The organism is Stenotrophomonas sp. Iso1 (assembly GCF_027497995.1).
Taxonomy (GTDB): Bacteria; Pseudomonadota; Gammaproteobacteria; order Xanthomonadales; family Xanthomonadaceae; genus Stenotrophomonas.
This window is the reverse complement of the sequence record NZ_JAODBT010000005.1, coordinates 1-13315: the sequence shown is the minus strand read 5'-3', so window position 1 is coordinate 13315 and position 13315 is coordinate 1. Positions and strand designations below refer to the sequence as shown.

Genomic DNA, 13315 nt, shown 5'->3' with positions numbered 1-13315 from the left:
AGGATGCTGCAGTTGCACACAAACTTTCCACCCACTTCACACAACGTCGGCAGCAAACTTGCCGGAAACGGCACAAAATAATTTTCCTCGTCTTATTACGCCGAATCGCCCTGTACGAAAGGCTTTCGGCAATGAAAAAAGAGCCTGTAAGGGGCTGGGAAAAAAGTCACCGAGGATTAAAATGGCCCAATTCCACAACCGTGGCCCAAGGCATGCACGCACCCTCATCCAACGCTGTCACCTCTCCCGCGCAAGTACTGCTTTCGCCCGAACTGCCGCCGGCTCCGTCCGCGTTGCGCCAGGCCATCACCGATGCATGGCTGAAAGATGAAACCCGCCACGTTCGCGAACTGCTGGAACAGGCACGTCTACCCGCTGCCGAACAGGCACAGGTGCAGGCCACCGCCGCGGATCTGGTGCGCCGCGTGCGCGCCCGCGCCAAGAACCAGGGCGCCATCGAAGCCTTCATGCGTCAGTACGACCTGGGCAGCGAGGAAGGCGTGCTGCTGATGTGCGTGGCGGAAGCACTGCTGCGCATTCCGGACCAGGAAACCGCCGACAAGTTGATCCGCGACAAGCTGGGCGAAGCGGATTGGAAAAAGCACATGGGTCAGTCTGACTCGGTGCTGGTCAATGCATCGACCTGGGGCCTGATGTTGACCGGCCATCTGGTCGATCTGGCTGATGGCACCAAGCGCGATGTGCACGGCGCATTCAAGCGCCTGATCGGTCGCGTTGGCGAGCCGGTGATTCGTCTGGCCGTGCGCCAAGCGATGAAAATCATGGGCCACCAGTTCGTCATGGGCCGCACCATCGACGAAGCGCTGTCGCGTTCGCACAAGGGCGACAACAACAACTACCGCTATTCCTTCGACATGCTCGGCGAAGGCGCGCTGACGATGAAGGATGCACTGCGTTATCTGGAAGATTACCGTCGCGCCATCCATGCCATCGGTAGCGACAACATCGCGCGCGGCGGCAAGGCCGATGGCGATGTCACCGCCTCGCACGGCATCTCGATCAAGTTGTCGGCGCTCTACCCGCGCTATGAACATGCCAAGCGCGAGCGCGTGCTCAAGGATCTGGTGCCGGGCGTGCTGGAACTGGCGCAGCTGGCCAAGTCCTACGGCATCGGTTGCACGGTGGACGCCGAAGAAACCGACCGTCTGGAGCTGTCGCTGGACATCATCGAGCGTGTGGTCAGCGATCCCTCACTCAAGGGCTGGGAAGGCTTCGGCATCGTGGTGCAGTCGTACCAGAAGCGCACGCCGTACACGATTGATTACCTCGCCGATCTGGCGCGACGCATTGGTCACAAGCTGCAGGTGCGTCTGGTCAAGGGCGCGTACTGGGACGCGGAAATCAAGCGGGCGCAGGTCGACGGCCTGGCCGGCTACCCGGTGTTTACCCGCAAGCAGAACACTGACGTTTCCTACATCGCCTGCGCCAAGCGCCTGTTCGGCCACGCCGATGCCATCTACCCGATGTTCGCCACGCACAACGCGGCCACCATCGCCACGATCAAGCAGATCGCCAAGGGCGGCGTTTACGAGCACCAGAAGCTGCACGGCATGGGCGATGACCTGTACGCCGAAGTGATTCCGGCCGACCGCCTCAACGTGCCATGCCGCGTCTATGCACCGGTTGGTTCGCACGAAGACCTGCTGCCGTACCTGGTGCGTCGCCTTCTCGAAAACGGCGCCAACTCCAGCTTCGTCAACCGCATCACCGACGAGGACGTCTCCATCGACGACCTGATCCGCGATCCGGTCGAAGCGGTGTCCTCGTTCGCGTCCATCCCGCACCCCAAGATCCCGCTGCCGGTTGACCTGCTGCGCAGCCAGAACCACGACAGGAATAACTCCATGGGCATCAACCTCGCCAACGACAACGACCTGCGCGCCCTCGCCGAGCAGCTCAACGCCGCGACCAAGCCGTGGCAGGCCGCACCTCTGGTACCGGGCGCCAGCATCAGCGGCGCCGCGTTGCCGGTAACCAACCCGGCCGACAGCCGCGACGTGGTCGGCCACTGGCAGGCCGCTGACAGCGCCACCGTGCAGAAGGCCCTGGCCAACGCGGTAGCCGCACAGCCCGCCTGGAATCGCACCCCGGCCGCCAGTCGCGCCGCCATCCTCGAGCACGCCGCCGACCAGTTGGAAGCCCGCATCGCCGAGTTCATGGCGCTGTGCGTGAAAGAAGCCGGCAAGAGCCTGCCCGATGGCGTCGCCGAAGTGCGCGAAGCGGTGGACTTCCTGCGCTATTACGCCAAGCAGGCCCGCGAGCAGTTCAGCACCGCTGAAAAGCTGCCCAGTCCGACCGGTGAAAGCAACGAACTGCAGCTGCACGGACGCGGCGTGTTCGTCTGTATCAGCCCGTGGAACTTCCCGCTGGCAATTTTCCTGGGCCAGATCAGTGCCGCACTGGCCGCCGGCAACAGCGTCATCGCCAAGCCGGCAGAACAGACCAACCTGATCGGCTACTACGCCGTGAAGCTGCTGCTCGACGCTGGCGTGCCGGAAGGCGTGCTGCAGTTCCTGCCAGGCAACGGTGCCACCGTCGGTGCCGCGCTCACCGCCGACCCACGCGTGGCCGGTGTGGCCTTTACCGGCTCCACCGATACCGCCCGCGCGATCAACCGCGCCATGGCCGCACGCGACGCCGCCATCGGTGTGCTGATCGCCGAGACCGGCGGCCAGAATGCCTTCATCGCTGACTCCTCGGCGCTGCCGGAACAGCTGGTCAAGGACGCAATTGGCTCGGCCTTCACCTCCGCTGGCCAGCGTTGCTCGGCGGCGCGCGTGCTGTTCGTGCAGGACGACATCGCCGACAAGGTGATGGGCATGCTCGCCGGTGCGATGGCCGAACTGAAAATAGGCAATCCGGGCGAACTGTCCACCGACGTCGGCCCGGTCATCGACGCTGACGCGCTGCAGATCCTCAATGACCACGCCGCACGCATGGACACCGAGGCACGCCTGATCGCCGTCGCGCCGCTGTCCGACGCCACTGCACACGGCACCTTCTTCGCACCGCGTGCGTATGAACTGAAGGATCTGAGCCAGCTGCACAAGGAAATTTTCGGACCGGTGCTGCATGTGATCCGCTGGAAGGCCGATCAGCTGGATGCGGTGATCGATCAGATCAACGCCACCGGTTACGGGCTGACCTTGGGCCTGCATTCGCGCATCGACGAAACCGTCGACCGTATCGCCAATGGCGTCAACGTCGGCAACGTCTACGTCAACCGCAACCAGATCGGCGCCGTGGTCGGTGTGCAGCCGTTCGGCGGCCAGGGTCTGTCCGGCACCGGCCCCAAGGCAGGTGGTCCGCACTACCTGCTGCGCTTCGCCACCGAAAAGACGGTGACGGTGAACACCACTGCAGCGGGCGGCAACGCCTCGCTGCTGACACTGGGCGATTGATCCGGCGGCAGTGATGCAGTAATGAAAAACCCCGCGAAAGCGGGGTTTTTTGTTGCCAGATACCGGGTGCGTTACGGCTAGAGAGCAGCAAAATCACCCTTTGAACTTTGGCTTTGGTCTTGGGCTTTTACTCTTCGTTTCTTCCCTTCCGGCAGAGGATGTTGAAGGCAGGAGAGGGAAAGCGACAAAGTCGCGCCTCTGCTTCTGCCACATCCAAATCAAACGAAAGCCCGTGCCTGTGGTGCCGAGCAGTGCGCCGCCCAGTAGTGCTCCCGCGCAGCCTGCACTGCGCTCAACGGTACCCGCACTTTTGTGCACGACACCAAACAAAAAGCCCCGCTTGCGCGGGGCTTCCTGCTTGAAGCTTCTACAGGTCAGATCAGAACTTGTAGTTGATCGAAGCAGCGAGGATGTCGCCGCCCACGTCGTACTTGCCCTGCACCACGTTGCCGCTGACCGAGGTCACGTTGATCTTCGGCTCGCTGGTGAACAGGTGGGTGTAACCGAAGTTGAACTCGGTCTTCTCCGACGGGGTCCAGCCCAGGCCCAGCGACAACCACTTGCGGGTCACGTCCGGCACGCGCACGTCACGGTGCTCGACGCTGGTCGGCGACTCGTCATACGCAACGCCGCCACGCAGGGTGATGGTGTCAGACAACTTGTACTCGGTACCGATCGAGCCAAAGGTGGTGTCGTTGTAGTGGAAGCCCAGCGTGTTGTCCGGCTGGTTCGAAGCGAAGTCCACCGTCACCTGGTCGAACGCCGTCTTCCACGCGGTGCGCGACAGGTCGCCCATCACGGTCCAACGGTCGTTGATGCGGTGGGTGATGCTCATCGAGACCGATGCCGGCAGGGTCACGGTTGCCTTGCCCGAGCTGTCCACGAAGGTACCCGGAGCGGTCTGTGCCAGCAGCGCAGCGGTTTCCGGCGTAACGGTGAAGTTGGCCTTGCCGCCGGTGATCTTGTGCTCAACCTTCGAGCGGTAGCTGAAAGCGATGTTGGTGTTTTCGGTCGGGCTCAGCGTGGTGCCGAGCACGTAACCGACGGCATTGTTGTCACCTTCAATGGTGACGAAGCCATCAGCGCTGCCCGGGAAGAAACCGAGCCCTGCCATCTGCTGGGCAGCGGCGTTGGCAGCGGCCTGCGCCTGAGCGGGGGTGCCGCCACCGGCCAACACAGCGCCAGCAGCCTTCTGCTGGGCGGTACCGTTGATCACCGAACCCATATCCAGTGCGTTGGACAGCTCAATGGTCAGGTGTTCAACAAACACCGATGCGCCGAAGGACACGTACGGGTTGACGTCATAGGAGAACGCCGCGCCCAGGTCGATGGCCTTCAGGTCGGTGGTCACGCCGCTGTAGCGGCCCACCCAGTTCTTGTCGTAATCGGTCTTGAAGCCGAACGGAGCGGTCAACGACAGACCAAAATGCATGTTGTCGTTTTCGCCGAACGGCAGATGGAAGTAAGCCGCCGGGACCGGAGCGATCATGCCGGCGTCGCCGCCGTTGCCGCCAGTGATCGGGGTGCCGTTGGAATTGCGGGCGGCGCTCTTCTCAAAGTCAGCCGAGAAGCTGATGGCGCTCAGGTCAGCCTGGAACTGGCGACCATCGAGCAAACGCATCGAGGCCGGGTTGGTGGCGATCACCGAAGCGTCGTCCCATGCGCTGGTCGAACCGGCGAATGCGCGGCCCAGGCCCTTGGCACTGTTTTCTTTCAGCTGGAAAGCCGCGCCTTGGGCATGGCCAAAGGCCAACGCGCCGGCAATGCCGACAGCCAGAGCGGTAACGCGTGCAATTGAAGAAGCGGTCATGTTGGAAACTCTCTCCGTAAGACGTAAGACGATAATGTTCGTTTTTGCGCCTGCACCACCAAGCTGCCGAAGCCGCTGGAAGTGCGCCGGAGTCCCCTCCCGACATACGACGCCGTATGCAGTATTACCCAGCAACCTTAACTAAACAATAACGGCGCCGAAAAACCCCGAGCCCCACCATTGACGGGTGCCGGGTTAGGCTTTGCGCACATGTTCGTCTCCACTCCCTCCCGTAAGAAGCCGGGCCTGCGCTGGGCTGTCCCGCTGCTGTTCGCGGCCATCTGGCTTGCTTTCCTGTGGTCAATCTCACGCCCAGATGAGGCGCGACGCTCGCTTTGGCTGGATTGGGGCGCACTGTCCACGGGCTTGGGGAATCCACAGGATTGGTGGGCAGCATTGCGCGACGGCAGCGTGCTCCGGCTGTTCACCGCCTTGTTTCTGCATGCCGACTGGCTGCACATGCTCGGCAATCTGGTGTTCCTGCTGATCTTTGGGCCACCGGCCGAACGCATGCTCGGCCCGTGGCGGTTGTTGTTGCTGTTCCTGCTGGGCGGTGCCGCTGCCAACCTCGCCGCCCTGTATGTGATGGGCACGCCTGAACGGACCATCATTGGTTCCAGTGGCGCCGTTTCCGCGCTGATGGGCACCTATTTGGCGCTGTTCCCCAGTGCGCGTCTGGGCTTGGTGCTGCCGCTGGGCTTGTTCCTCGAATTCGTCCGTGCCCCCGCCTTCCTGTTGATCGGCGCGTGGGCGGCACTGCAGGTGGTGTTCGCCTACATCGGCCCCAGCTTCGGCATGGTGGCCTGGTCAGCGCATGTGGCTGGCTTCCTGTTCGGCATCATTTATGGGTTGTATGTGCGTGCAGCCATCGCCCGGCGTTTGCGCAAGAGTCACGGGTTCTAACGGCGCCGGTACCGGCGAAAAGGTGATCACACCCTTCCCGTGCTCGCCAAACCGTGACGATGGAAAATGAAGCGGCCCTGCATTGCAGGGCCGTTTCGGTATCACTTGCCGTCGTCAATCGCCGGCTTGGGCGAATCGGTTACCGCCGGGGCTGGGCTTGGATCGGGCTTGATGGGCTCGGGCTTGGCAGCTGCAGGCACCACCGCCTCCGGCTTGGCTGGCTCTGGCTTGGCCGCGGCGGGTGCCGCTGCAGCCGGGGTCGCCGATGCAGGATTGGCCGGCTTGGCCCTGGCAACGCTTACGACCGAACCCGGTTGTTTAAGCTCACGCAACGCCGACTGCACCGGGCCTTCGCCCGACAGCACCACGCCCGCTTTACTGGCCGTCGCCTCGTCGTCACCACGCAGGTGGCCCGGCAGGCTGGCTTCGCTGTAATCGGCCAGGCTGGCCGGCACGTCCTTGTTCACATCGCTGGGCTCCGGTGCCAGCTCCACGTCGGGCAGGATGCCGGTGGCCTGAATCGAGCGCCCGCTCGGCGTGTAGTAACGCGCAGTGGTGAGCTTGACCGAATCACCGTTGTCCAGCGGCAACACGGTCTGCACCGAGCCCTTGCCGAAGGTGCGGCTGCCGATCACACGGGCACGCTGGTTGTCGCGCAACGCGCCAGCCAACACTTCCGAGGCACTGGCCGAACCGGCGTCCACCAACACCATCACCGGCGCTCCCTTCATCAGGTCACCCGGTGTGGCATCGAACTTGGCATCGCTGATGGAAATGCGCCCGCGCGTGCTGACGATGCCGCCCTTGTCGAGCAGGTCATCGGCCACCTGCACCGCAGCGGTCAGCAGGCCACCGGGGTTGCTGCGCAGGTCGAGCACCAGACCTTTCAACTTGCCGCCCGACTGCGCCTGCAACTGGCTGATGTGTTTCTGGAAATCGGCGGCGGTATCGGCCTGGAAGGTGCTGATGCGCACGTAGGCATAGCCAGGCTCGAGCATCTTGCTGCGCACGCTGGTGACGCGGATGGTCTCGCGCACGACGGTGACGTCGAACGGTTTGCCATCGCCGCGCTCGATGGTCAGCACTACCTTGCTGCCGGCTACACCGCGCAGCGGTTCCATCGCCTCTATTGCGCTGATCGGCTTGCCGTCGATGGCCACAATCAGGTCACCCGCGCGAATGCCGGCACGTGTAGCCGGCGTATCGTCGATGGGTGACACCACTTTGAGCGCGTTGTCCTGTTGCAGCAGTTCCACGCCGATGCCTTCATAGGCACCCGTCGCTTGCTCGTCGAAGGCTTGTGCATCCTCCTTGTCGAAGTAGGTGCTGTGCGGGTCCAACTCCAGCAGCAGCCCGCGCACCGCCGACTGCATCAACTGCTTGTCATCGACCGGTTCCACATAGGCCGCGCGTACCGCGTTGTAGACCGCAACGAAGCGGCGGATCTCATCCAACGGTACGCGTGAGGTCACCGACTCCTTGGCATCGGGGTCATCTGCCGCAGGCACTTTGTCCGACGCACTCTGCGCCAGTGTTACGGCGGGGGACAGGGCCAATAGCAGGGCAGCAGCAAGACGGGCTACACGCATGAACCACTCCATGAGAAAACGAATGCACGCCAAGCGCGCTGGCCCCGATTATGCGCGAAGCCCAGCTAAATTCCCGTTGAACCGAGTGCCGGTTAATGCGCTCAGGCAGCCACGGTAAACCGACGTCGTTATTCCGTTCACTCTCCGTTGCGGCGGTCCCTCCGTCGCGGCACGCCGAACACGCGGCATTTACTGCCGCTGCAACCAGGTTGTCGGGTCCACCGGCTGGCCACCACGGCGCAGCTCGAAGTACAGCGCTGTCACGCCCTGACCACCGGAGTTGCCTACCTTGGCCACCGCTTCGCCACGGCGCACGCGGGCGCCTGCATCCCGCAGCAGCGCATCGTTGTGCGCGTACAGACTCATATAGCCGTTGCCGTGGTCGACAATCAGGATCATGCCGTAGCCGGTCATCCAATCGGAGAACACCACCGTGCCATCGGCCACGGCCGTTACGGTGCTTCCTGCCGGCGCGCCGATCAGTACACCGGCGCTGCTGCGGCCATCCGGCAAACGGCCACCGTAACGCGCCAGCAAGTTGCCCGACAGCGGCCATCCCAGCCCACCCACCCGCGGTGCGGGCGCGTTGGCCACCACCTGCGGGGGTGTCTTCCCTGCTGTGCTGCGGGCCGGAGTGCGACCCGCCGTACTGCCGTTGGCGGCTTTCTGCCGGGCCTGTTCCGCCGCTGCTCGGCGGGCAGCAGTGCGGCGTTCGGCTTCCGCACGGGCCGCAGCCGCGCGCAGGTTGGCCAGCAACCGTTCCAGCGAATGCGCATCCTTGCCCAGCGCCTTCTCCCGCTCACTGCGGTCTTGGTAACGTTGATCCAGTTCGGTCAGCAACGAAGCACGCTGGCGCCGATCCTGGGTGAGCGCGGCGGCCTGCTGACGCTGTTGCTCGCGCACCTGCTCCAGCTCCTTGGTACGGGTGACGATCTGCTGCTCGGTGCTGTTGAGCGCCTGCAGGTCAGCCGTCAACGCCGTAATGGCCCGTGCCCGCTCGCGCTGCATGTAGCGGTGATACGCCAACTGGCGGTTGGCATCGGCGACCTGGTCTTGTGACAGCAGCAACTTCAGGGGCGCATGGTTACCCAGCTGATAGGCGCCTCGCAGCAACCCGGCCAATTGCTGGCGTTGGCGCGACAACCCACTTTCCAGTTCAACCTTGCGCTGCTGCAGCTCCACCAGTGCCTGTTGCTGGCGACGCGCCGCCGCTTCGGCTTCGGCCACCGCACGACCGCTGCGTGCGACCTTCTGGTCGGCGTCGCGCAACCGCTGCTGGGCATCGCCCCGCTGCTCTTCCAGTTGCCTGCGCTCTTGGGAGACGCCCTTCAACTCGCCGCGCAGTTGCTGCAGTTTTTTCTCGGCATCACGTGAATTGTTCTGCGCCAGCAAAGGGCCCGCCATCAACGCCAACACCAGCAGGCAGCCCGCGCTCCAGCGCGGCGAGGTCTGCAGCCGGTGGTGGTGGTCGTGGTAGCACGTCTGGCGCAATGACTTTCCAGTGACTTAAGGCAGGTGCGGATTGTAACCAAGCGTGGTGCCATCGGTACCTGTCCCCCAGAATGCCTACCCAAGGAGATCCCCATGAAACGATTCCTCCTGTTGCTGGCCCTCGCCGTCGCTGCACCGCAGGCGATGGCCGACGATGACATCAGCAAGGTCAACGGCAGCATTCAAACCACCGCCGGTGCCAGCTACCGCGATCTGGAAACGGTGAACGGCAGCGTCCAGCTGGCAAGCGGCGTGAATGCGCGTAGCGTGGGAACGGTCAACGGCAGCATCCGTACCGACGACAACGTCACCGCGCGCAACATCGAAACCGTAAATGGCAGCATCCGCGCCGGCCGCAATCTGGTGCTGTCCAGCGGCCTGGAAACGGTGAACGGCAGCATCTTCGTCGACCGTGGCAGCCGCATCAGCGGTGACGTGAGCACCGTCAACGGCGGCATCGGCCTGGTCGCCACGCAGCTCGATGGTGATATTGAAACGGTGAATGGCGACATCACAGTCGGCGTCGATTCGGTGGTCAAGGGCGGCATCAAAGTGGAGCGCCCCTCGTTCGGCATTTCGTTCAAGGCGCCGCGCAAGCCGCGCATCATCATCGGCCCGAATGCGGTGGTGGAAGGCACGCTGCAATTCGAGCGTGAAGTTGTCCTGTATGTGCATGACACCGCCCGTATCGGGCCGGTCAGCGGCGCAACGGTCCAGCACTTCAGCAGCGAAACCGCGCCCGCCAACTGAGTCACGTCCTCCCGCTTCGGCCTAGAATCGGGGTTCGACTGCAATTCCGGAGTTTCCATGCCACGCAAACTGTTGTTGTGCCTTGCCGCGAGTGCGGCCCTGGTCGCCTGTAAACGCGACGCCGAGGCGCCCGTCGCCTCCGCACCAGCGCCCGCCCCTGTGCCTGCCCACGCCTTCGCCAGCGCGATCAACGCCGCTGATTTCGGCGAGCTGGTCAAGAATCTGGCATCGGATGAATTTGAAGGCCGCGCGCCCGGTAGCAAGGGCGAGGAACTTACGGTCAACTACATCCGCGACCAGATGCAGCGCATCGGCCTGCAGCCGGGCAACGGCGACAGCTGGTTCCAGGACGTGCCGATGACCGAAACCACGGCCGACCCAAACACCGTGCTGACCATCCAGCGCGGTGCCGCCAGCCAGGAGTTGAAGTTCGGTACCGACATGGTCATCGGCACCCGCAGCGGCCAGCCGGAGATCAAGATCGACGCCAGCGACCTGGTGTTCGTCGGCTACGGCGTTGATGCGCCCGAGCAGAACTGGAACGACTACGCCGGCCAGGACTGGAAGGGCAAGACCGTGGTCATGTTCGTCAACGACCCGGGCTTCCACGTCGACGACGCCAAGCTGTTCGACGGCAAGCGCATGACCTACTACGGCCGCTGGACCTACAAGTTCGAGGAAGCCGCACGCAAGGGCGCAGCTGCCGCGCTCATCGTCCACGACACCGCGGGCGCTTCCTATGGCTGGGACGTGGTGAAAAATTCGTGGGGTGGCGCGCAGTACGACCTGCCGGCCGCCGAAGACAAAGAACCACGCCTTCAGGCTCAGGGCTGGCTCACTGCCGAAGCCGCCGGCAAGCTGTTTGCCGATGCCGGGCTCAACCTGGACAAAGCCTACCGCGACGCCAACAAGCGCGGCTTCAAGCCGGTACCGCTGCAAGCCAAGCTCTCGCTCGACCTGAAAAGCACCATCGCCGAAAAGAAGTCACGCAATGTGGTCGGCGTACTGCCGGGCAGCAAGCGCGCCGACGAAGCCGTCGTCTACATGGCTCACTGGGATCACCTGGGCAAGCACGAGGGCGAAGAAGGAGACAACATCTACAACGGTGCTGTGGACAACGCCACCGGCGTGGCCGGCATTCTTGAAGTCGCCGATGCAATGGCCCACCAGCCAACTCCGCCGGAACGTTCGGTGGTGTTCCTGGCCGTTACGCTGGAAGAATCAGGTCTGCTCGGTTCGCAGTACTACGTGAACCACCCGACCTTCCCACTCAACAAGATTGCCGGCGTCATCAACATCGACGCGATGTCAGTCAATGGCCGCGCCCGCGACATGACCGTCACTGGTTTCGGCAGCTCGGAGCTGGAAGACATTCTCAAGCCGTTGGCTGCCAAACAGAACCGCAGCCTGCACGCCGAGAGCTCGGTACAGAGCGGCTTCTACTTTCGTTCCGATCATTTCAACTTTGCCAAGGCAGGCGTCCCGGCGCTGTATGCCGACGGCGGCGAGGACCTGCTCGACGGTGGGATTGAAGCCGGCAAGCGGGCGGCCGAAGCCTATGGCAAGGACCGCTACCACGGCCCGAAGGATGAGTACGATCCGGCCACCTGGAAACTGGACGGTGCGGTCGAGGATCTCGAGCTGCTGTACGGCGTCGGCAGCCAGCTGGCTGCAGGCGCAACCTGGCCAAACTGGTACGAAGGCAACCCCTTCAAAGCCAATCGCGACACGATGATGAAAGATCAAGCCAGCACACCGGCGAAATAATCCACATCGAACAGCAAAAAAAACGGCGCCCACTGGGCGCCGTTTTTTTCTGTCAGTCCAATAAATCAACTGAAGACAGGTGCAATGGCGCGGGCTTCAGTGAACATCAAGACCGTAGGTTCACAGCACCTGACTGTGTTGGTGCCGCCTCACCTTCCCCCCTCAGCGTGTGGATCAAAATCCCGTCATCGAACGCCATCGGCCGCAGAACTACCTTCTTGGGTCAGCCGAGCTTTGCCAATGTCGCAGATGCCCAGCAAAGGAGTCGAACGATCCCGAAGATGCGCGCCGCCACGTGTGGATTGCCTCTGCTCTGCTCGACATCCGCGCACCGAATAGTGTGCCGATACGTGCGTACCGACGCATCAAGCCAGCACGGCGAGGATTTCCCGACGCCTCAACCTCGTCCAATGGCGTTTACATGGAATGCGATTGGCATTCATTCCTCGATCACTCTGGTAAAACACCGCCGCACCCGAAGATCTGAAGCGCCCGGGCGCCGGAGTTACTCTCGCCGCCAACCGACGCAGCATGCATCGAATAGAAGCCGATGGGAGGAGCTGACTTCCTTAGAGTGATTCGTCAGCGTGAATACTAGGGCGGCGCCATACCGCCATACTCAGCGTTCATCGACAGCGCTCGGCAGACATATACGCATGCTCCATCACATCTCCCTCCCCGTCCGAGATCTTGTCCATAGCGGTGCCTTCTACGATGCCGCACTCGGCGCCTTGGGCTATCGCCGTGTCTTCGAGGATGACGATGCCATTGGCTATGGCGTTGAAGATGAAAAAGATCTGCTCTGCCTGAAATTAAATTCAGATGCCCACGCAGCAAGCGCCGGCTTCCATCTCGCCTTCAGCGCACCTGACAAAACGGCAGTAGATCACTTCCATAACAATGCGCTCACGGTAGGCGGTAGCGACAATGGCGCCCCCGGACTACGCCCGGACTATGGCGCGAGTTACTACGCAGCCTTCCTCATCGACCCCGATGGCCATCGCATCGAAGCGGTCATCAATCGCTGATAAGTTGCTGCTGCACCGGAGCCATCGAGCAAACCGGACAATCGCTGCAGGATGGAAAATCGAAACTCCGTTTGCCAATTTCAGCAGGCAGCCACCGATTCCCTCATCGTCAAAGCGGTCGCCCCAGCGAGCTCACAACGCAAGCGAGCTAACAGCCCCACTCGCTTCACACGGTGGGAGGGGCGGTTTACGAATCCCCGACGACCGAGCCATCGAGCGCCCCCGCCTGACGCAAGGACCGGTGCGGAGCAGCGGGAAATACAAACCTCGCCACGGCGCTGAACACCCTGCCGCCCGATCAATACCCGGTAATCTGGCAGAGCGCGCAATGGTGCTTGGCCAGCATTCGCCATTCGGCCCCTCATTCTCTCCATTAACAGCGGTGTCGCTGTTCGGGAGTTTGTCAGTCATTCTCCCGCGCCTGCGTCCTTCGGCGCGGGGATTATCTCAAGGCTCCAATCGCGCCCTCACATCCACGCGCGGCAAACCCTCTCGGCAGCCCCAAGATCCATTTATCCTTTTCGACTTTCCAAAACGAAAACCCCCACTGCAGGG

The 13315-nt window shown here is 62.8% G+C and carries 8 protein-coding genes; 5 read left to right on the top strand and 3 right to left on the bottom strand.

Features of this window, described 5'->3' with window-relative positions:
- Positions 1–212 precede the first annotated feature (212 nt).
- Entirely contained in the window at positions 213–3422 is a 3210-nt protein-coding gene (putA, locus tag PAN08_RS16770; protein ID WP_269792668.1) for a bifunctional proline dehydrogenase/L-glutamate gamma-semialdehyde dehydrogenase PutA, read from the top strand.
- Between the two features lie 379 nt (positions 3423–3801).
- On the opposite strand, the gene PAN08_RS16765 is transcribed toward putA, so the two are convergent.
- Positions 3802–5232, bottom strand: coding sequence for an outer membrane protein transport protein (locus PAN08_RS16765; protein ID WP_269792667.1), 1431 nt, complete (start codon positions 5230–5232; stop codon positions 3802–3804).
- 210 nt (positions 5233–5442) lie between these two features.
- On the opposite strand from PAN08_RS16765, the gene PAN08_RS16760 reads away from it, so the two are divergent.
- Complete coding sequence (locus PAN08_RS16760) at positions 5443–6135, top strand: rhomboid family intramembrane serine protease (protein WP_269792666.1); 693 nt, start codon at positions 5443–5445, stop codon at positions 6133–6135.
- A 101-nt stretch (positions 6136–6236) separates the two neighbouring features.
- On the opposite strand, the gene PAN08_RS16755 is transcribed toward PAN08_RS16760, so the two are convergent.
- Positions 6237–7724 carry a S41 family peptidase gene (locus PAN08_RS16755; protein ID WP_269792665.1) on the bottom strand — a complete coding sequence of 496 codons (1488 nt, stop codon included), beginning with the start codon at positions 7722–7724 and terminating at the stop codon, positions 6237–6239.
- A gap of 189 nt (positions 7725–7913) precedes the next feature.
- Positions 7914–9128 carry a peptidoglycan DD-metalloendopeptidase family protein gene (locus PAN08_RS16750; protein ID WP_269792829.1) on the bottom strand — a complete coding sequence of 405 codons (1215 nt, stop codon included), beginning with the start codon at positions 9126–9128 and terminating at the stop codon, positions 7914–7916.
- Between the two features lie 180 nt (positions 9129–9308).
- Here PAN08_RS16750 and PAN08_RS16745 point away from each other — a divergent pair, with 180 nt between their 5' ends.
- The 3 genes from PAN08_RS16745 to PAN08_RS16735 all read left to right on the top strand — a co-directional run bounded on the left by PAN08_RS16745 (position 9309) and on the right by PAN08_RS16735 (position 12760).
- Complete coding sequence (locus tag PAN08_RS16745) at positions 9309–9965, top strand: hypothetical protein (protein WP_269792664.1); 657 nt, start codon at positions 9309–9311, stop codon at positions 9963–9965.
- Positions 9966–10022: 57 nt separating this feature from the next.
- Positions 10023–11732, top strand: a complete 1710-nt coding sequence (locus PAN08_RS16740; RefSeq protein ID WP_269792663.1) for a M28 family metallopeptidase — start codon at positions 10023–10025, stop codon at positions 11730–11732.
- Between the two features lie 656 nt (positions 11733–12388).
- The gene (locus PAN08_RS16735; RefSeq protein WP_269792662.1) at positions 12389–12760 is read left to right on the top strand and encodes a VOC family protein; all 372 of its coding nucleotides are present in this window, start codon (positions 12389–12391) and stop codon (positions 12758–12760) included.
- Positions 12761–13315: the final 555 nt, after the last annotated feature.